This is a genomic window from Paenibacillus humicus NBRC 102415 (assembly GCF_004000905.1).
Classification (GTDB): Bacteria; Bacillota; Bacilli; order Paenibacillales; family Paenibacillaceae; genus Paenibacillus_O; species Paenibacillus_O humicus.
This window is the reverse complement of the sequence record NZ_BIMD01000030.1, coordinates 1-18558: the sequence shown is the minus strand read 5'-3', so window position 1 is coordinate 18558 and position 18558 is coordinate 1. Positions and strand designations below refer to the sequence as shown.

Annotated in this window: 16 protein-coding genes; 12 read left to right on the top strand and 4 right to left on the bottom strand. The window is 61.3% G+C overall.

Annotated features, from left to right (window positions below; translation table 11 throughout):
- Position 1 precedes the first annotated feature (1 nt).
- Entirely contained in the window at positions 2–1150 is a 1149-nt protein-coding gene (locus PHU01S_RS17005; RefSeq protein ID WP_127508719.1) for an ABC transporter permease, read from the top strand.
- Between the two features lie 135 nt (positions 1151–1285).
- Here PHU01S_RS17005 and PHU01S_RS17000 read toward each other — a convergent pair whose 3' ends face one another.
- Positions 1286–2248 carry a proline dehydrogenase family protein gene (locus PHU01S_RS17000; RefSeq protein ID WP_048746302.1) on the bottom strand — a complete coding sequence of 321 codons (963 nt, stop codon included), beginning with the start codon at positions 2246–2248 and terminating at the stop codon, positions 1286–1288.
- A gap of 90 nt (positions 2249–2338) precedes the next feature.
- The gene (locus PHU01S_RS16995; RefSeq protein ID WP_127508717.1) at positions 2339–3139 is read right to left on the bottom strand and encodes a helix-turn-helix domain-containing protein; all 801 of its coding nucleotides are present in this window, start codon (positions 3137–3139) and stop codon (positions 2339–2341) included.
- Positions 3140–3239: 100 nt separating this feature from the next.
- Here PHU01S_RS16995 and PHU01S_RS16990 point away from each other — a divergent pair, with 100 nt between their 5' ends.
- The 8 genes from PHU01S_RS16990 to PHU01S_RS16955 all read left to right on the top strand — a co-directional run bounded on the left by PHU01S_RS16990 (position 3240) and on the right by PHU01S_RS16955 (position 13564).
- Entirely contained in the window at positions 3240–4802 is a 1563-nt protein-coding gene (locus tag PHU01S_RS16990) for an FAD-dependent oxidoreductase (RefSeq protein ID WP_127508714.1), read from the top strand.
- A gap of 463 nt (positions 4803–5265) precedes the next feature.
- On the top strand, positions 5266–5847 hold the full coding sequence (locus PHU01S_RS16985) for a sigma-70 family RNA polymerase sigma factor (RefSeq protein ID WP_232316946.1): 582 nt from the start codon (positions 5266–5268) through the stop codon (positions 5845–5847).
- Positions 5837–7207, top strand: coding sequence for a DUF4179 domain-containing protein (locus tag PHU01S_RS16980; protein WP_021881346.1), 1371 nt, complete (start codon positions 5837–5839; stop codon positions 7205–7207). Before PHU01S_RS16985 ends, PHU01S_RS16980 begins: the two co-directional genes overlap by 11 nt.
- Before the next feature lie 317 nt (positions 7208–7524).
- A complete protein-coding gene (gene ftsE, locus PHU01S_RS16975; RefSeq protein ID WP_049868334.1) occupies positions 7525–8211 on the top strand; it encodes a cell division ATP-binding protein FtsE in 687 nt (228 codons plus the stop codon).
- The gene (ftsX, locus tag PHU01S_RS16970; RefSeq protein ID WP_048746310.1) at positions 8201–9118 is read left to right on the top strand and encodes a permease-like cell division protein FtsX; all 918 of its coding nucleotides are present in this window, start codon (positions 8201–8203) and stop codon (positions 9116–9118) included. Before ftsE ends, ftsX begins: the two co-directional genes overlap by 11 nt.
- Positions 9119–9134: 16 nt before the next feature.
- Entirely contained in the window at positions 9135–10310 is a 1176-nt protein-coding gene (locus PHU01S_RS16965; RefSeq protein WP_049868333.1) for a murein hydrolase activator EnvC family protein, read from the top strand.
- A gap of 322 nt (positions 10311–10632) precedes the next feature.
- The gene (locus tag PHU01S_RS16960) at positions 10633–12111 is read left to right on the top strand and encodes a S41 family peptidase (protein ID WP_164763097.1); all 1479 of its coding nucleotides are present in this window, start codon (positions 10633–10635) and stop codon (positions 12109–12111) included.
- A gap of 166 nt (positions 12112–12277) precedes the next feature.
- Positions 12278–13564: a PDZ domain-containing protein gene (locus tag PHU01S_RS16955; RefSeq protein ID WP_049868331.1), complete on the top strand. Its 1287-nt coding sequence runs from the start codon at positions 12278–12280 to the stop codon at positions 13562–13564.
- A 188-nt stretch (positions 13565–13752) separates the two neighbouring features.
- Here the strand turns inward: PHU01S_RS16955 and PHU01S_RS16950 are convergent, their stop codons facing one another.
- Together PHU01S_RS16950 and PHU01S_RS16945 are read right to left on the bottom strand one after the other, a co-directional pair.
- Positions 13753–15063 (bottom strand): peptidylprolyl isomerase, encoded by a 1311-nt coding sequence (locus PHU01S_RS16950; RefSeq protein ID WP_049868330.1) that lies wholly within the window; start codon positions 15061–15063, stop codon positions 13753–13755.
- Positions 15064–15185: 122 nt separating this feature from the next.
- Complete coding sequence (locus PHU01S_RS16945) at positions 15186–16022, bottom strand: alpha/beta hydrolase family protein (protein WP_049868329.1); 837 nt, start codon at positions 16020–16022, stop codon at positions 15186–15188.
- Between the two features lie 268 nt (positions 16023–16290).
- Between PHU01S_RS16945 and PHU01S_RS16940 the strand changes: the two genes are divergently transcribed.
- From PHU01S_RS16940 to PHU01S_RS26400, 3 genes are all read left to right on the top strand, one after another.
- On the top strand, positions 16291–17226 hold the full coding sequence (locus PHU01S_RS16940) for a M15 family metallopeptidase (protein WP_373864542.1): 936 nt from the start codon (positions 16291–16293) through the stop codon (positions 17224–17226).
- 163 nt (positions 17227–17389) lie between these two features.
- Entirely contained in the window at positions 17390–18304 is a 915-nt protein-coding gene (locus PHU01S_RS16935) for an NAD(P)/FAD-dependent oxidoreductase (RefSeq protein ID WP_049868327.1), read from the top strand.
- Positions 18301–18558 (top strand): hypothetical protein (locus PHU01S_RS26400; RefSeq protein ID WP_218032466.1); only part of this gene is annotated, 258 nt, incomplete at its 3' end. The genes PHU01S_RS16935 and PHU01S_RS26400, both read left to right, overlap by 4 nt.

Below are 18558 nucleotides of genomic sequence, written 5' to 3'. Positions count from 1 at the left end.
GATGTGGAGAGATATATGGTGGGTGGCCGTCCATACGTTGAAGAACACCTTCCGCAAAAGGAGCAGCCTGCTCGTTTACGTGGGGCTGCCGATCATCGGAGTCATCGGCTCCATCATGCTCTATGGCAGCGCGGGACAGCAGGTTCTGCGCGTCGGCATCGCCAATGAGGACGGCAGCGCCGTCATCGCCGCCGATACGGCGGCCTATGTCAGCAGCCTGCAGCATGTGAAGACGACGCTGCTGAGTCGGGAGGAGCTGAAGAAGAAGCTGGCTTCGGCGGATTTGGACTCCGGCCTGATTCTGGAGAAGGGCTACTCCGACAGCATGGCGGCCGGCAAGCCCGAAGGAATCGCCATCCAATCCGTCAAAGGCCAGACCGTGACGGCATATATCAAAGGCATGCTGAACGCATACCTGGACAATACCGCTGCCATAAGCCGCGCAGCCGGCGGGGACCGGGCGGCCTTCGACAAGCTGTATGCCGATTACCGCGGCGGAGGGTTCAAGCTCGAGACGCAGCAAGTCGCCGATACATCCCTGACGAAGGCGATGTCGGTCCAGTCCATCGGCTTCCTGATTCTGTTCATGATGACCGCGGCCGTCAACCTGTCGGAAATCATCCTGAAAAGCCGCGAAGACCGGACGTATTACCGCATTCTGTCTTCCCCCATCAGCGCCCGCTCGTACGTGCTCGCCAACGTCCTGGTCAACATCGCTGTCATGGTCGTGCAAGTGGCCGTCGCTTTGGTCGCTCTCCGCTATGTCTTCGGCGTCGATCCCGGCCTTCCGATCGTCCAGCTCGGAGGCATGCTGATTCTGTTCGCCCTCGTGTCCGTCAGCCTCTCTCTTGTTATCGTCGCCTTCTCCAAAAACTCGGCGGTATCCGGAGCGATGTCGAACTTCATCATTACGCCGAGCTGCCTGCTGGCCGGCTGTTTCTTCCCGATCTCGATCATGCCGGATACGATCCGCAAAATCGGCGACTTCATGCCGCAGCGCTGGGTGCTGCAGTCGATCGACGAGCTGCAGACCGGGGACACGAGCCGGATCTCGATCAATCTGGCCGTGCTGGCTGCCTTCGCTCTGGTGTTCTTCCTCGTCGCGGCCTACAAGTTCGGCCGCAACAACGACACGAAAACGTTCGTGTAGGCGTCTCCCGGCCCCATCCTGACTAGGCAGTCAGTGCCTATGGAGTCATCGGTGCAGACAGGGCCAATGGAGCCATCGGTGCACATAGAGCCGAACGAAAACAACCGGCGGGATGCCCGCCGGTTGTTTTCGCTTTCAGTAAGCTTCCAATACGCTGCTCCCGCCCCGGATCATGTCGGTGACGGCGTCATACAGGTTGGGAGGATGCTCGGCGATCCGGTGGCACAGGTACAAGTACCATTCCTCCCCATAGGTGACATAGATTCGGGTCGAGACGCCGGATTCCTTCCAGTCCCGCGCCGACTCCGGGACGATTCCGTACAGCATCTCGAGCTCGGCCAGCGGATGCCGGACATACCCGCGAGCGTCCGCTTCCCGGATCAAATTCCGGTCATGCGTGGCGATGGATGTCTGCTTGCCCTGCTCCAGAGCCAGGCCGACCAGCTCCAGATAGCGGGCGTCCAGCTGGCCGGAGCGGGGAATCGAGACGCCTTCCGGCTCCTGGTAGGCTCCCTTGACAATTCTCACGGCGCCGGGCGCGTCCTTCAGCAGCGTGAGGTCGCCGAGCGAGCGCGGCAGCTGCGCCTGGAGAGTGATGCCGAGATTCGCGGAACGCTCGGCGGCTTCCCGATAGACGTCCAGAATCGAGGAGGTTTTGGCGGCTTCCTCCATGCTGACGAACAGCTGGAGCCCGGCGGCTGAGGCTTTCTCTGCGAGAGCGGTCAGATTGCGCAGCGCAAGCCCGCGGTCCAGGGACAGGCCGATGTGGGACAGATCGAGCGAGATCCGGCTGTTCAGGCCTTGCTTCACGCAAGCATCGATCAGCCTGGAGAATTCCTGCACCGCCAGCTCGCATTCCGGCTCCGAGCCAGTATTCTCGCCGATATGTTCCAGGGAAACGGCATACCCGCGCCCGGCCAGGGCGGCAGCGGTCCCGACGGCGGGCTCGCGCCTGTCACCGGCCGTGAACCGGCGGGCAGCCCGGCTGAGGATGCGGTGCAGCTCGGGCGATTGAAGCAAGCGGGACTTGATGTCAGGGTTTCTTGCGATGGACTTCAGGGCGGCGGCAAAATCTTGTTCGGCTGTTGAAATGGACATGAGGCGGTCTCCTCCTGCTGCAGGGATATTCCCCTACGATAAGGCGAACAGGCGGAGGCGTCTTGTACGATCTTGCTGCCCGCTGGCTGCTCAAGAGGAAGCATAGCGTGACGGGGAAACGCCGACATGGGCCCGGAACGACCGGCTGAAGTGGCTCTGGTCGTAATAGCCGGCCTCCAGGGCGATTTCCGCGAGCGGCTTTTCCCCGAGGGCCAGCTCGCTTTTGGCGAGGTTGAGCCGCAGCATGTTCTGGTAGGCGGCAGGCGGCAGGCCGCATTCGAGCTTGAACAAGCGGATCAAATGGTAGCGGCTGAGGCCGGCCGCTCGCTCCAGCATGTCCAGCGTCACCTTCTCCCGGAAATGCTCATGGATGAAGTCCTTCGCTCGGCGCAGGGCGGCTTTCTCCGCGCCGCGGCGGAGCAGCGGCGCCTCTTGCGCGCCGGCAAGCCGGTCCAGCGCCTTCACCAGGCCAATGACGGGAGTCTCGATCTCCAGCGGCGTGCCGCCTCCGCTCATGGCGGACATGGCGGCGGAAACCCATAAACTGCACGCTGCGGCCGCCTGTCCATCCGCCAGCAGCGGCCGGCGCAGGGGCAGAGGGTTTTCCAGCCAGGAGTCCGTCCATTCCGGGGAGATGAACAGCATGTCGTAGGACCAGCCGCTCCCGCCCTCCGGGCTGCACGCATGGGGAAGCAGCGGCGGAAAGGAAATCAGGGCACCTTCTTCCAGCTTGGCCGTTCGGCCGTCATACCAGGCGGCGGTGGAGCTTTTGCGCACGATTCCGACGGACAGCTCCTCGTGGAAATGCTTCCGGCAGCCGAAATCGTACGACGAGCAGGCTTTGGCCTCCAGAAAGGGCAAGGCCGATTCTCGGTAAAAGGAAATCCCCATTCCGGCACCTTCTTTCTATTCCTTATTATACGCCGGGTTTTGATTCCGTCGGGTTGTGGGAATAAAAGAAATAGGAAATCCAGCCTATGGGAGGTCAATCATGGACAACAGCAATCCTTCTTCATCCAGCAAGCTTCCCCGCTACCCGGAATCGATGTGGAGGGCAACGGAGGAGCTGCCGCAATTCGAATCTCTGCGCGGCACCGTGGAAGCCGATGTTGCCGTCATCGGAGGCGGCATCACGGGGATAACGGCGGCTTACCTGCTCAGCAAGCAGGGGCTCAAGGTCGTGCTTGCGGAGGCGGGCCGGCTTCTGGATGGGACGACCGGACATACGACCGCCAAAATAACCGCCCAGCACGGCATGATCTACGACAAGCTGCTGCAGCATTTCGGCAAGGAGCAGGCCAAGCAGTATTACGATGCCAACGACGAGGCGTTGAAATGGATGACGCAAATCGTGGCGGAGCTCGGCATCGACTGCGGTCTTGAAACTCAGGACGCCTATATATATGCCGATAACGATGCGGATTTGAAGCAGCTGCATACGGAGTGGAAAGCCTATCAGACCATTGGCATACCGGGCGAATGGACGGACAAGCTTCCGCTGGACGGACTGTCGGAGAAAGGCGCGATCAAGCTGCCGGGCCAGGCGCAGTTCCATCCGCTGCAATACCTGAAGAAGCTGCTGGCCGAAGCGCAGCGCCATGGGCTCAAGGTGTACGAAAATACGACCGCGAGCGGAAAGGTGAAGGAGGACGACAACGGGCGCCTGCAGGTGGAGACGGAAGCGGGCGGCACCATTTCCTGCAGCTGGGCGGTCTCGGCCTCGCATTTCCCTTTCACGGACGGCGGCGGCTTTTTCTTCTCCCGGCTGCATGCAATGCGCTCCTACATCGTCGCGGTCGAGCCGGAGAAGCCTTTCCCGGGCGGCATGTACATCAGCGCGGGCAGCACCGTCCGCTCTCTGCGCTCGGCGCAGCTGGGAGACAAGCGGGTCGTGCTCGTCGGCGGAGACAACCACAAGACGGGCCAGGGCATTCCGATGATCCAGCATTTCGAGGCGCTGGAGCAGTTCGGTGATTCTCTGCTCGGAGCCAAGAGCATTCCTTACCGATGGTCCGCGCAGGATCTCGTCACCCTCGACGAAGTGCCCTACATCGGGCCGATCACGGGCAAGCATCCCAACCTGCTCATCGCCACCGGCTACAACAAATGGGGAATGACGACCGGCACGCTCGCCGCGCTGATCGTGAACGATCTCGTCGCGAACGGCCAGAGCAAGCATCTGGAGCTGTTCAAGCCTTCGCGCTTCAAGGCCGATCCGTCGCTCAAGACGTTCGTGGCCCAGAACGCCAACGTCGCCGGGGAGCTTATCTCCGGCAAGCTGGACGCTCCGTCCCGGACGCCGGATTCGCTGGAGCCGGACGAGGGCGCCGTCGTCAAGGTCAAGGGCAAGCGCGCCGGCGCCTATCGCGACTCGCAAGGAGCGCTGCATGTCGTGGATACGACCTGTACGCATATGGGCTGCGAGTGCAGGTGGAATTCCGGGGACCGCTCGTGGGATTGCCCGTGCCATGGCTCGCGCTTCGGCTATGACGGCACCGTGCTGGAGGGACCGGCGACGCAGCCGCTGAAGCAGCTGGAGGTCGAGCAGGGCTGATTGCCGGGCAAGCGTCCGACCTCTGCCGGCTGGACGGCTCGGAAGAGAATTCAAGAGGCTGTCCCTTAGGTCATGAGCATGGCCAGGGGAAGCTTCTTTTTTTTAGCGCACCTGGTTTGATAGAAGAGCAATAGGGCTCCGAACGGGCCCTATTTGCGTTCGCTTGCGCATTGCTGGAAAATAAGGCTCAATGGCAGCCTCATCCTCGGCCTGCGGACCTTATTTTCGAGGAAATTCACGGATATGGCTCCGCACAGGCTCTATCCTCCTCCGCTGACATGCTGTCCGTATGAGGGAGCGCGTCAGTGGAAGGAGACGCGGAGAAGAAAGCGCGGCAAGCCGCTGTCTCAGGGGAATGCTGCAGGCCGCCACGGCAAGCCAGCCCGAAGCCGGCTTTTTTTTGCTGCGGTCAAAACCGTTTGACGGCGCTCGAAGTCTAATGCGGAGATAGGGAGGGAAGGGCTTGGACGACATAACGACGACACCGGTTTTATCGGAAGCAAAAGCAAAGGACAGCGCCGCGGCGTTGGCCGCCCAAGCCCGCGCGGGCGACGAAGGCGCCTTCCTGCAGCTGATGGGCAATTCGCGGGATCGGCTGCTGCGGATCGCCCTGGCCTATCTGCGCAGCGAGGAAGCGGCGCTGGAAGCCATTCAGGAGACGACCTTGCGGGCGTACATGAAGCTGGGCAAGCTCAAGGAACCGGCTTATTTCCAAACCTGGCTCATCCGGATTCTGATGAACGTCTGCATCGACGAGCAGAAGCGGCGCCGCAGGCAGAGACCGGCCGAATGGCTGCCCGAGGCTCCCGCTGCGGAATTCGGAATGCCTGGAATCGAGGACAGGCTGCGGATGGAGGAGGCCATCGCCGAGCTGGAGCCGAAGCTCAGGCAGGTCGTCATTCTCAAATACTACGACGATATGACGCTGACGGAAATCGCCAGGCTGCTGGGGAAGCCGGAGGGCACGGTGAAGACCTGGCTGAACAGGGCGCTGGCGAAACTGAGAGCATGGATGAGAGAGGGGGAGGCGCGGGATGAAGGATGAGCAGCCGGACTTTTCCGTTCTGGCCGAAGATAGGGGGATGGATCCTGTTCTCGCAGGACGGGCGGACGCAGCGATTAGGGCGGGACTTGCAGCCGGCAAGGAAAGGAAGCGGGGAAGGCGAAGGACGGTCCGCCGGAGAATTTATGCCGCTTCGGCCGCCTGCCTCCTGCTCCTCGTCTGTCTCGTGACGATCCGCGTATCCCCGGCATTCGCGTCTGCCGTGAGGCAGATTCCGGGAATGGCCCCGCTGGTGGACGCGATCCGCCAACAGTATGCCAACGACCAATCCATTCTGGACGCGGTGGATAACGACTACATGCAGAAGGTAGGGCTGTCGGATGAGCATGGCGGGCTCAAATTCACCGTGGAGGGCATCGTCGCGGACGAGTTCCGGATGAACCTGCTGTACAGCATCAAGGGCCTGCGCTCCGATGAACAGGTCGAGCTGCATGATTTGAGCCTGACGGACGGGACGGACCGGCAACTGCAGGTCGGCTACGGCTCATCCGGGAACGTCACGGGCCAAGCGGACGGTTCCGAGAATATGGAGAACATCTCCATTCTGTTCAGCAAGGAGGAGCCGCTGCCGGATAAGCTGGGCGTCGTGCTCACGCTCCGCGGCCAGAAGTACAAGGTGGCGTTCGCGGTAGACACCGCGAAGTTCGGGGGTCATTCCCGCTCCGTCCCGATGGACTATACGCTGGAAGCCGCCGGACAGAAGATCATCTTCGAGCGGGCCGTCATCTCTCCCCTTACGATCAAAATCGAAGCGCGTTTTGCGAAGAGCAATACGATGAAGATTTTCGGCGGAGGCGACATGAAGCTGGTGGACGATGCCGGCAAGGAATGGTCCGTTCCCTCCATGAGCTCCGGGACGAACGATCCCGACCGGACCATTTTCACCTTCCAGAGCAGCTACTTCCGCAAGCCGCAGGCTCTGTATTTGACGGGAACCTGGCTCCGGGCTCTGGATAAGGGCAAGAATGAGATCGTCATCGACACGGAGAAGGGCTTGCTGCTCAAGGCTCCGGACGACAAGGTGACTTTGCTGGGATCGACGGAGAGCGGCGGGGAGCTGCAGCTGCGGTTCCATCTGGATACGGGCCGCAAGGACGACAACATGAGCTACAATCTGCTGGACGGAACGTTCGTGGACGGGAGCGGAAGCCGGCATGAAGACAAGCAGCTGGGATCCTCGGTAAGCGCGAATTCCGACGAGACGAACCAGACTCTGGCGTTCAAGTACAAGGCGGGCGCCTACAAGCAGCCGCTCACGTTCACGATCGGCAGCTATCCGAATTATATCGAGCGACCATACCGGATCCCGATCTCATTGTCCGGGGTTTGGGATCAGGATTGACTGCGAGGCAGCAGCGGAATTGCGGGGCACGGAACGCCGATCGGCGCGCCGTGCCTTTTGTTGTTTTTTTGGCGGGACATATAAGGTTTTCTCGACATTTATCTACAAATCGTTGCTCTTTTACCGATGTAAAGAGAGGGAGTTTCTCTCCCTTGTTCGACAAGGCGGCAAAGGGATGGTTGTCGAATCCGGTACTGCGGACCGGACATGCAGATGAGAATTGTGAAAATTAAGGAAATCCCTTCCTGCAGGAGAGGAAATAAGCCTTTTCTGTCGAACATTCATAAGCGGAAAACAGACAGGATGTGAGAACACCCGTGATTGAAATGATGGACATCTGGAAGACCTACCCCAACGGCGCGCATGCGCTGCGCGGGATCTCGGTCGTCATCGACCGCAATGACTTCGTGTACATCGTCGGGCCTTCGGGCGCCGGCAAGTCCACGTTCATGAAGCTGATCTACCGGGAAGAGTACCCGACCAAGGGGCAGCTCTTCGTGAACGGCTTCAATATAGGCAAGCTCAAGCCGCGCAAGATTCCTTATGTGCGGCGCAACATCGGCGTCATCTTCCAGGATTACCGCCTCCTTCCGAAGCTCACCGCCTACGAGAACGTTTCGTTCGCGATGGAGGTCATCGAAGCTCCCCGCAAGCTGATGAAAAAGCGCACGATGGAAGTTCTGGAGCTTGTCGGCCTCGGCGGCAAGCATGGCCATTTGCCGGCTCAGCTCTCCGGCGGCGAGCAGCAGCGCGTGGCGATCGCCCGCGCGATCGTCAACAATCCCAGCGTCATCGTGGCCGACGAGCCGACAGGCAATCTCGACCCCGAGACGAGCTGGGGCATCATGAACCTGCTGGAGGAAATCAACTTCAGGGGCACGACCATCGTGATGGCGACGCATAACCGCGAGATCGTGAACTCTCTTCGCAAGCGCGTCATCGCCATCGAGAACGGCGTCATCGCGCGCGACCAGCTGAGAGGGGATTACGGCTATGAAGGCTAGAACCCTCCTGCGCCACATGCGCGAAGGCGTGCGGAACATCTTCCGCAACGGCTGGATGAGCTTCGCCTCCATCAGCTCGATCTTCATTTCCCTGTTCATCCTCAGCGTCTTCGTCCTGCTCGCGCTCAACGTCAACAAGCTGGCCGACCAGCTGGAGAGCACGGTGGAGATCCGCGCCTTCCTGCAGCTGGACACGGCGCAGCAGCAGATCGATTCGCTGGAGACCAGGATCCGCAATATCCCCGAGGTCAAGAGCGTCGAGTTTCGGACCAAGCAGCAGAATCTGGAGGAAATGAGCCGGATGATGGGCAGCGACGGAAAGCAGCTGCTGCAGGACTATCAAGGCGAGGACAATCCGCTTCCCGCTTCCTTTGTCATCGAAGTGTACGATCCGCAGACGATCGCATCCGCAGCCGGCCAGATCGAAGCGCTCGGCGCGGGGCAGGATCCTTCCCCGTTCCTGCGGGTCAAGTACGGCCAGGGACAGGTGGAGACGCTGTTCAAGGTGACCAACGCCGTGCGCAACATCGGCCTGATCCTCGTCGCTGGACTGGCTGTCACAGCCATGTTCCTCATTGCCACGACGATCAAGACGACGATCATCAACCGCCAGCGGGAGATCGGAATCATGAAGCTGGTAGGGGCGACCAATGCGTTTATCCGCTGGCCCTTTTTCGTTGAGGGCGCGCTTATCGGATTTTTCTCCTCTGCCTTGACGGCCGCCGTCATCCTGCTCGGCTACCGGGAGCTGTTCCAGCAGTCCGAGTTCGAGCTGGGCCTCATGAGCATCAGGCTCGTCACGATTCAGGAGGCCGCTCCGATCATCGCGCTGCTTACGATCGGCATCGGCACGCTGCTTGGCGTATGGGGCAGCGTATTATCGGTACGCCGTTATTTGAAAGTGTAGGAGGATGCAAGCGCAGATGAAGAAGAACAGGGTTATTCTCGCCTGTCTTGCGGCTGTCCTGGCCCTGACCGTCTTTCCGGCGGGGGGAGAGGCGGCCTCGCAGGTGGACAAGATCAACAAGCAAATCAAGCAGGTCCGCGACCAGATGCAGGCCGCTTCCCATAACCGCAACCAGGCCGAGAAGGATGCCAAGACCGTGCAGGTGCAGAAGATCCAGACGGCGGAATCGCTCAAAACCGTCATGGCGGAGATCGACACCGTCGGCACCCGCCTCAGCCAGGTCCAGAACGAGGTTCGCGACACGACCGAAAATCTGCAGCGGACGGCCCAGGAGCTCGATGATGCCGAGAAGCGGATCGGCAAGCAGGACGACCGCCTGCAGTCCCGGATCCGGATGACGTACATGAACGGCAGGGTCAGCTACCTGGAGGTTCTGCTCAATGCGGCGAGCTTCGCGGATTTCCTCAGCCGCCTCGACTCGCTTCATACGATGATGAGCCAGGACAAGGTCATCCTGGAGGAGCGCCGGCACGACAAGGAGCTCGTCGAGGAGAAGAAGAAGGAAGTGGAATCCCAGCTCACCGAGGTCAAGGGGCTGTACGCGAAGATAGCCGATTACCAGCAGGTGCTCTCGGACAAGGAATCGGAGAAGCAGCAGCTGATCGCCGCGTACGACGACAAGCTGGAGGAGCTTGGCGAGATCAGCGAGGAGCAGGAGCAGCTTCTGCTGGACCTGGCGGCCAAGGAGTCTGCGCTGATCAAAAAGAAAAACGCGCTCAAGACGTATTACACCGGCGGCAAGCTTGGCGTTCCGCTGAAGGCAAGCTACCGCATCAGCTCGCCGTTCGGCTATCGGATCCATCCCATCACCGGCAAGCGCAAGCTCCATGCCGGCGCCGACATGGCGGCTCCGGAAGGAACGAACATCTACGCGGCCGAATCCGGCGTCGTGCTCGTCGCGCAGTGGTGGACCGGGTACGGGAACTGCGTCGTCATCGATCATGGCGGCGGCTTGTGGACGATATACGGCCATATCCGCAACGGCGGCATCAAGGTGGAGAAGGGCGAGACCGTGAAGCGCGGCCAGCTCATTGCCGAAGTCGGCTCGACCGGCAACTCGACCGGGAATCATCTCCACTTCGAAGTGCGCAAGGACGGAACGCCGGTCAATCCGCTGCCTTATTTGAAATAATGGACGAACATCCGCCGCCCGCGAGCATTCTTCTCGCGGCGGCGGGTTGCGAAGTCGAAAAGCTTCCCGCTTTTGCGGGGAGCTTTTTTGTTGCCGGTCCGATGCGAGCGGCTTGCTTTTCGACCCGAGAACCGTCGCTCCTGCTCGGCGTCGAGGCGGCTTGCTGCTCCTCGAGACGTTCTGTTTAGGTCGAATCCGAAGCCGCGAGGCCGGGGAGGATCCGTTCTTTTCCCGCTGCTGCCAAATAAAACCCGGGCCGTTGTCGCATACTAGAATTCTCATGCAGGTCTGGAACGAAACAGCAACCGAGGAGGAGAACGGTATGAAGTCATTGTCACTGCGGATGGTCCGAAGGACAGCCGCATTGGGCGCGGCGGCGGCGATCGTCCTGGCGCTGCCTCAAGCAGCCGGAGCAGCCGCCCCGGCGCCGGCGCCGCTCCATGCTCCGGCCAAGCCGGCGGAAGCCGCGGAGCCGCAGTCCGGCGGCCTCAGCAAGGAAGAGCTGCAGAGAATCAATACGGTGCTCGATTTGATCCAGAAGCAGTATTATGAACCGGTTGACCGCGCCAAGCTCGTGAGCGGGGCGCTCAGCGGGATGATGGAGTCGCTTGGAGATCCGTACTCCACCTATATGGACGTTCCCGCAGCCAAGCAGTTTTCGGAGACGGTGGAAGGGGCGTTCGGAGGCGTCGGAGCGGAGGTGTCCCTGGAAGAGGGCAGGCTGACCGTCGTCTCGCCGATGAAGGGGTCGCCGGCGGAGCGGGCAGGCGTGCAGGCGAAGGATGTCATCCTGTCCGTCAACGGCATCAGTCTGGGAGGCCTGCCGATCTCGGAGGCGGTAGCCAAGCTGCGCGGTCCAAAGGGCTCCAAGGCCGTCCTCGTCATCCAGCGCGCCGGCAGCGGCAAGCCGATGACCGTTACCGTCGTGCGGGAAGAGATCGACGTGGAAACCGTGGAGGCCCGCCTGCTTCCGGGGAGCGTCGGCTTGATCGAGATTCGGCAGTTCTCGCTGAACACGGCCGAACGCTTCGCAGAGGAGCTGAACAAGCTCGAGAAGCGGAAGCTGAAAGGGCTCGTAATCGACGTCCGCAACAATCCGGGAGGCATTCTGCCGGTGGTGGAAAAGATATCCGAGCCGTTCATCCCGGCAGGAAAGCCGATCCTGCAAGTCCAGCAGCGCGGACAGCGCGCCGAGAAGATCCTCTCCAATGGAAAAGGCAAGCCGTATCCCGTCGCTGTGCTGATCAACAAGGGAAGCGCCAGCGCATCGGAAATATTGGCCGGCGCCTTGAAGGAGTCGGCGGACGCCGTGCTCGTCGGTCAGACCTCCTTCGGCAAGGGAACGGTCCAGGTCAGCTATGACCGCAACCTGGAAGGCGGGCTCGTCAAGATGACGATCGCCAAATGGCTGACGCCGAACGGCGTCTGGATCCATCATGAAGGCATCCGCCCGGATATTCAGGTGAAGCCTCCGGCTTTATATACGGTGTCCCGACTGTCGAGGTCGGGAGAGCCGCAGAGAGATGCCATCAGCGAGGACACGAAGACGCTGCAGGCGATGCTCGTCGGCCTCGGATACAAGCCCGGACGAACAGACGGTTATTACAGCGAGGGGACGGCTGCCGCGGTGAAGGCGTTCCAGCGGCAATGCGGTCTCCGGGAGACCGGCTCGGCCGATTCGGCTACGCAGGAAAAGCTGGAGAAGGCCGTTCGCGACTGGGTGCGCAGCGGCAGCCACGATACCCAGCTGGAGGCTGCGGCGCAGGCGCTCCGCTCCGGCAAGGGAGCCCGGAAGCAATAAGCCCTTGCGGCAGGGATCAGGAAGCCCCTTTTCACCGGCTCGAAGCCGCCGCGCAAATCAAGGCCGAAATTCTCCGCGGGGAGGATTTCGGCCTTTCGTTGTCGAAAACAATACGACTGGATGGTACGCTTTTGGGAGTCATTCTTTTGAAAATGAGGTGCTTGCTGTGGACACGGCCTTGGAGATTCTCCGTCATTACGGGACAGCGGCCGTCAGGCTGTTGTCCCAGCCGTTTTATTATTTTGCGCTGCTGCTGATCATTCTCTCTTATATTCGTCAGACCCGAACGGAACGCAAGCTCTTCCATGTGCGCCTGCATGCCTGGCCCAAGCTGCTCGGCCGAGCCGTCTGGAGCGGCCTGCTCGCTGGAGCCGCCCTCTCGGCTGGCGCAGCCTTCATCGGCATGAGCCTGACGCCTTCCGCCGCGCTCTGGCTGTGGGGGACGGCCGCCCTGCTCATGCTCGTCCGCGTCCGCTATCTCTGTTTCGCTTATAGCGCCGGCGTGCTCGGACTGCTGCAATGGCTCAGCGGCCTGCTCGGCTTGCCGGACGGGACGGGCGGCTGGCTCGGACGAGCCGCTCTCTCGCTGGAGAACCTCGATATTCCCGGCCTGCTGCTGCTCGTTGCCGGCCTGCATGCGGCCGAGGCTTTGCTCGTCCGCCGGGATGGCGCCCGGTTCTCCTCGCCGCTGTTCCTCGAGGGCAAGCGCGGCAAGCTGATCGGCGGCTACGCCTTGCAGGGCTACTGGCCGGTGCCGCTGCTTCTGCTGGTGCCATCCGCTTCGGCGGCGGCCTCGCTGCCATGGACGCCTCTGCTCGGCGGCTCCGCATGGGAGGGCGGCTGGACGGTCATCGCGCTTCCGGCCATCATCGGCTTCACCGACCTGACACGCTCGGAGCTGCCGAAGCTCCAGGCCCGCCTTACGTCGCGCCGGCTGCTCGCCTACAGTGCCGTGCTGGCTGCGGCCGCGCTCGGTGCCGCATATGCGCAGCCGCTCGTGCCGGCTGCAGCGCTGCTTTCCCTCGGGCTTCATGAAGCGCTCATCGTGCTTGGATCGATGCGGGAGCGTCAGCGTCAGCCGCGCTTCGTCCATGACGAGCGGGGCTTGTGCATTCTCGGAGTCGTGCCGGGAACGCCGGCAGAGGAGATGGGCCTCGAAGCGGGCGAAGTGCTCCACAAGGTGAACGGGAAAAAGGTAAGGACCAAGGAAGACCTGCATGCTGCGCTGCATATAAACTCCGCCTTTTGCCGGATGGAAGTGTTCAATGCCGATGGACAACTCAAGTTTCTGCAGCGGGCCAGGTATGCGGGCGAACATCACCAGCTCGGAGTGCTGCTGGCTCCCGATGAGGATGCGGGCTATTATGCTGCTCCGGCGCATGTATCCGTGCTGGGCCTGCTGAGGCGGAGCCGCGCTGCGCGGCGCCGTGTCCGCAAGGATACGACGATGTAGCGTCGGGAAGCCGGGACGGTTGGCGGTTCGGCTTGAGCGGGGGCGGTTTCGCTTCCGCTTCCGTGCCGATGAGCTCAAGCCGGACGGGCGCCCCTTGAGTCACCATTCGCACCAATCAAAAAAGGCTTCCGAAGCCCATCCTCATGGATGGCTCCGGAAGCCTTTTTATTGCTTTCCAGCGTGCCTGCCTAGCTGTTGTTCGCTGCCGCGTTTTCGGCGCCGGCGCTGTTTTCTGCTGCTCCAGTGTTGGCGGCCGCATTTTCTTTCTCTTCAAACGAATTCGTAATCGTCGCCTTGCCGCGGAGGTCGGTGATGAGCGTCTGGGACAAGGTGCCGAGCTGCTGATATTCAAGCGATTCCGTAATCTCCGCTTTTTTCTCTTCCAGCGTAGGCGTCGAGGCTTGCTTGTGGTCGATGACTTTGATGATATGGTAGCCGTAGTCGGATTTGATCGGTGCGGAGATTTCGCCGACCTTAAGGTCGAAGGCCGCCTTCTCGAATTCCGGAACCATGGCGCCCTTGCCGAAGTAACCGAGGTCGCCGCCATTCGCCGCGCTGCCGGTATCGGTCGATTTTTCCTTGGCAATCGCCGCGAAGTCGCCGCCGTTTTTGAGCTGCTTCTCGATGGCGTCGGCTTCTTCCTTCGTCTTGACGAGAATATGGGAGGCTTTCACCTGCTCCTCGGTTGCGAAGGAAGCTTTGTTCTCATCGTAATACTTCTTGATGTCCGCATCGGTTACTTTGACTTTGTCCTTGAGCAGCTTGCGAAGCTGCACCTGCATCTGCAGTTGGTTGTTGAGAACGTCCTCCGACAAGCCGGCCTGCTTCAATGCGTCCTTAAACGCGCTTTCGCTGCCGAAGTTCTTCTTGACGTCGGCAAGCTCTTTGGCCATTTCATCTTCGGTGACCTCGATCTTCTTGTTGCTGGCTTCCTGGTCGACGAGCTTCATCGTGATGAGGCTGTCCAGAGCCGTCGTGCCTGCGGAAGGAACCATCGCCTCGTACAACTCGTCCTTCGAGATCTTCTCGCCGTTGACGGTGGCAACCGTACCGCCCGATGCGGCGCCGCCGCTGCCGTTGAAGAGACTGACCAGCGCGATGACGAGCGCCACTGCCAGCAGGAGCGAAGCGATCATCCAGCCGGCAGCGGCTCCGCTGCGGCGGGGACCCGATCCGTCGCCGTCCATCAGCGGCAGATCAGCCGCTCCAGCGGAGGTGTTGACCGCGCTTCCTTCCGTGACCGGCACCGAACCGAATGCGCGCTCGGGATCCGCCGTATGGATTTCGGCGTCGTTCTCGGCCTGCCGGAGGGATTCCTCGGCGCGCTCCTCCTCGACGATATCCTCGGCTTGAAGCGTTTCTTCGCGATGCTCGTCGCCGCTGCGGCCAGCGAATTCGACGCCCTCGTTCGTTGCCGTATCTTCCAATGTAAGATGCTCGTCCTGTTTTGGATCGACCGGATCGAGATGATCCTTGGGATCCTTGTCCTTATCTGCCATGAAACGATTGACTCCCTTCTGTATCCTTCAAAGAGTGGTGAATGCAATGGATTCTGGATATTGCTTGCTGCGAGAATAATATCAAAATCCATGCCGGGTTACCTTAACGGAACATGAAATTTCTACAAATGGGCTTTGAAAAAGTCGATCGTGGCATTCAGAGCCTGCTCCAGCGCCTCCGTCGTGCCGGCAAAAGGATGAACGGCGCCGAACGTATGGCCGGTTCCTTCCAGCTCGATCGCGGGCTGATGGGGCGCCGCTTCCTGCAGGCGGTGAAAGCCTTCGACCAGACGGGGAGCATCGTCGCTTCCTTGAATCATCAAGACCGGAATCCGGAGTCCGGCGAGGCGGGCGGGAATGTCGAAGCGGTCTTTATTGGCGTCCAGATCCTCGAAAAACTCGCGCCGCACAGGCATTTCCTGCCGAGTCCGTGAGTTGGTGACGTAGGCGACGCCTTCCTCGCGGGCCTTGGCTTCGAAGGCGTCGTCGAACAGGTTGGCGCGGGCGATGCCGTTCCAGGTAGCGGCCGCCCGGATGAGCGGATGCTCGGCGGCGAAGATGAGGGCGTTGCCTCCGCCTCTGCTGTGGCCGATCATGCCGAGCTTAGCCCGCTGGATCAAGCCCGCGTGGGGCAGATTGCCGCCGATCGCGGCTTTGAGGACTTCCGCCAAGTCGGCCTGCTCGCGGGTGTAGGTGTTGTAGCCGAATTTGGACAGCTCATCGAAATCCTGCTCGCCGACTCCGTTGCGGGAGAAATTGAAAGTGATGGCGACAAAGCCGGCTTCGGCCAGCTTCTCGGCCGCATAGGGCATGAAAGCCCAATCCTTGAAGCCCTTGAAGCCATGGGCCAGGAACAGCGCCGGGCGATCTCCCGGCTTTTTGGCCGCACGCACTTCGCCGCGGATAATGCCGCCGTCGCCAAGCCTGATTTCGAAGGGCGACACGAATAGATGGGACATGAAACATACTCCTCTCAAGCTATAGCATTTCCAAAACTAAGCATAAACTTCCTAGCCGTTTCGTTCAAATGGAACTTGCGGCATATTCCTGCAGCGGCGCCTGCGGCTCCCTGTTCCATCCCCCGCTGCAGTTTGGTACGATGGAGGACGGGCATGGAGGCTGAAACATTTCCTGCTTCGGGATCGTTCAGAAGATTAACAACCATTCATTCGACATTTAAGACAGGCTCGCCGGGAGGCGGATCTCATACAGCAAAGGGGAACGACGATGATGAAAAACCGAAACAAACGAATTGCGGCAGCGCTTCTGCTTGCCCTTACCGCCTGGGCGGCAGCAGCCTGCTCCGACAGCTCCGCTCCGGGAACGGGTTCGGCAGTCAACGAGGCTGCTGGAAATGTGCAGACGGCCTCTCCGTCGCCGTCGCAGGATCCGGTAGCCAATGACGGCAGCGAAGCTGCGGGAGGCGGAGCGGCAGCGAATGCAGGGGACACAACGAATGCAGGCGGAGCGGCGAATCCATCCGGCTCCAAGGGCGGCACAGACAAGCCGGCAGGGGACAAGGATGGACAAGGAACCGCTGTCTCCGGGCAGCCGTCCGAACAGGTTGCGGCCCAGGCCGATACGGTGGCGGCCCTGATCAACAAGGAGTTCCGCCTGCCGAAGGGCTACGTGCCGGATGACCTCGTCTACCCGGACATTCCGTTCACCTTCAGCGAAAAGATCGACAAGCGCAAGCTTCGCAAGGAGGCTGCCGGGGCGCTGGAGAAGCTGGTGGCAGGTGCGAAGAAAGACGGAATCTCGCTGGCTGGGGTGTCGGGCTACCGCTCGGAAACGAGACAAAAAACGCTGTATGACAACTATGTCAAAAAAGACGGAGTCGCTGCTGCGGACAAATACAGCGCACGGCCGGGGCATAGCGAGCACCAGACCGGACTTGCGATCGACATGTCCGGAACGGACGGCAAATGCGCGGCGGAAAGCTGCTTCGGCGGTACGCCGGAAGCGGAGTGGCTGGCGGCGCATGCGGCGGAATACGGCTTCATCATCCGCTATCCCGAAGGCAAGGAATCCATTACGGGTTATAAATACGAGCCGTGGCATATCCGCTTCGTAGGCAAGGAACTGGCCGCCAAGCTTGCTGAAAGCGGAGACACGCTGGAGGAGTATTACGGAGCCGCGGTACCGGTTACGGGACGGAAGTAAGCGTCGGGACGAAGGCATTCACGGAGTCAGAAAGCAGATCCGCCAAGGCGGGGATGAAGGCGGGGGAGCCCGTTTTCGTCTCCGCCTTTTTGTCGGGCCGTTCCCTTCTAGGCTTGCTGTTTTCCTAATAAGGTTAGAGTAGCAAGGAAGGGGGCTTAGGGGGATGGATTGGGACTGCGCAATCATTGGCGGCGGGCCTGCGGGCTTGAGCGCCGCCTTGATGCTGGGCCGCTCGCAAAGGTCGGTCCTTTTGCTCGACGATCATCAGCCGCGCAACTCCGTGACGGAGGCCAGCTACGGCTATCTGACGAGAGACGGGATTGCGCCTGAGGAATTCCGCACCCTCGCCCGCAATGAACTGGCGCAATATCCTTCGGTGCGGCTGAGCAAGAGCCGGGTCGTCTCGGTGGAGAGGGTCAATGGAGGTTTCCGTGTCTTTACCGCAGCCGGGGGTTCCGCCGCCGCCCGCACGGTGCTGCTTGCCGCAGGACTGCAGGAGCGGTTCCCGGACATTCCCGGACTGCGGGAAATGTACGGCAAAAGCCTGTTCAGCTGCCCTTACTGCGACGGCTGGGAGCTTCGCGGGCAGCCGCTGCTGGTGCTGTCGACGGGAAGCGGCTTGTTCCAGCAGGCGCGGCTTCTGCTCGGCTGGAGCCGCGATCTGCTCGTATGCAGCCACGGGGCATCCAATCTGACCATGCAGCAGAGGCATGCGCTGGAGAGCCGGGGAGTGAAGGTCAGCTCTCTCCGGATCGCCGCTCTTGAAGGGAGCGGCGGCAAGCTGCGCGAGGTCGTCTTCGAGGACGGCAGCCGGATAGCCCGCAGCGGCGGCTTCGCCTCGCCGGACGGGATGCTCGGCACGCCGCTCGGTAGCCAGCTCGGCTGCGCGCACGATGCGTACGGCTCCGTTTCGGCCGACGGCTCCGGCCGCACAAGCGTCCCCGGCGTCTATGCCGCGGGGGATACGGCGGGGTTCTCGCCGTCGCAGATCGTCGTCGCGGCGGCCAGCGGCACCCGCGCCGCGGTCGGCATCATCGGCGACCTGGCCGAGATCGATTTTATCCGGATGGGTGGATGAGCAGCCATCGTTCTTGTGCGAAAAGAAAGATCCCTTCATCGGTGGACATTGGCGGCAACATGCCGTTTCCTGCCGGGAAGGGATCTTTTTGGCTTGCTCTTCGGCTTGGAGAGAAGCCTGGTCGCAAGCTGATGCTGGTGCAGGAAGGACGACGGATTGAACCCGGGAGCGAAGCCACCGGCAAGGCGCCTGGGGTGGAACCCGGAAGCGGAGCCACCGGAATGGCACCTGGTGTTGATCCCGGGAGCGAAGCC

What these genes read in the sequence shown, in the direction of transcription:
- PHU01S_RS16945 (WP_049868329.1), bottom strand. Translation starts at nt 16,022, where the DNA reads ATGTCCCATCTATTCGTGTCGCCCTTCGAAATCAGGCTTGGCGACGGC.
- PHU01S_RS17000 (WP_048746302.1), bottom strand. Translation starts at nt 2,248, where the DNA reads ATGTCCATTTCAACAGCCGAACAAGATTTTGCCGCCGCCCTGAAGTCC.
- PHU01S_RS16995 (WP_127508717.1), bottom strand. Translation starts at nt 3,139, where the DNA reads ATGGGGATTTCCTTTTACCGAGAATCGGCCTTGCCCTTTCTGGAGGCC.
- ftsX (WP_048746310.1), top strand. Translation starts at nt 8,201, where the DNA reads ATGAAGGCTAGAACCCTCCTGCGCCACATGCGCGAAGGCGTGCGGAAC.
- PHU01S_RS16935 (WP_049868327.1), top strand. Translation starts at nt 17,390, where the DNA reads ATGGATTGGGACTGCGCAATCATTGGCGGCGGGCCTGCGGGCTTGAGC.
- PHU01S_RS16990 (WP_127508714.1), top strand. Translation starts at nt 3,240, where the DNA reads ATGGACAACAGCAATCCTTCTTCATCCAGCAAGCTTCCCCGCTACCCG.
- PHU01S_RS16950 (WP_049868330.1), bottom strand. Translation starts at nt 15,063, where the DNA reads ATGGCAGATAAGGACAAGGATCCCAAGGATCATCTCGATCCGGTCGAT.
- PHU01S_RS16965 (WP_049868333.1), top strand. Translation starts at nt 9,135, where the DNA reads ATGAAGAAGAACAGGGTTATTCTCGCCTGTCTTGCGGCTGTCCTGGCC.
- PHU01S_RS16980 (WP_021881346.1), top strand. Translation starts at nt 5,837, where the DNA reads ATGAAGGATGAGCAGCCGGACTTTTCCGTTCTGGCCGAAGATAGGGGG.
- PHU01S_RS16940 (WP_373864542.1), top strand. Translation starts at nt 16,291, where the DNA reads ATGATGAAAAACCGAAACAAACGAATTGCGGCAGCGCTTCTGCTTGCC.
- PHU01S_RS16960 (WP_164763097.1), top strand. Translation starts at nt 10,633, where the DNA reads ATGAAGTCATTGTCACTGCGGATGGTCCGAAGGACAGCCGCATTGGGC.
- PHU01S_RS17005 (WP_127508719.1), top strand. Translation starts at nt 2, where the DNA reads ATGTGGAGAGATATATGGTGGGTGGCCGTCCATACGTTGAAGAACACC.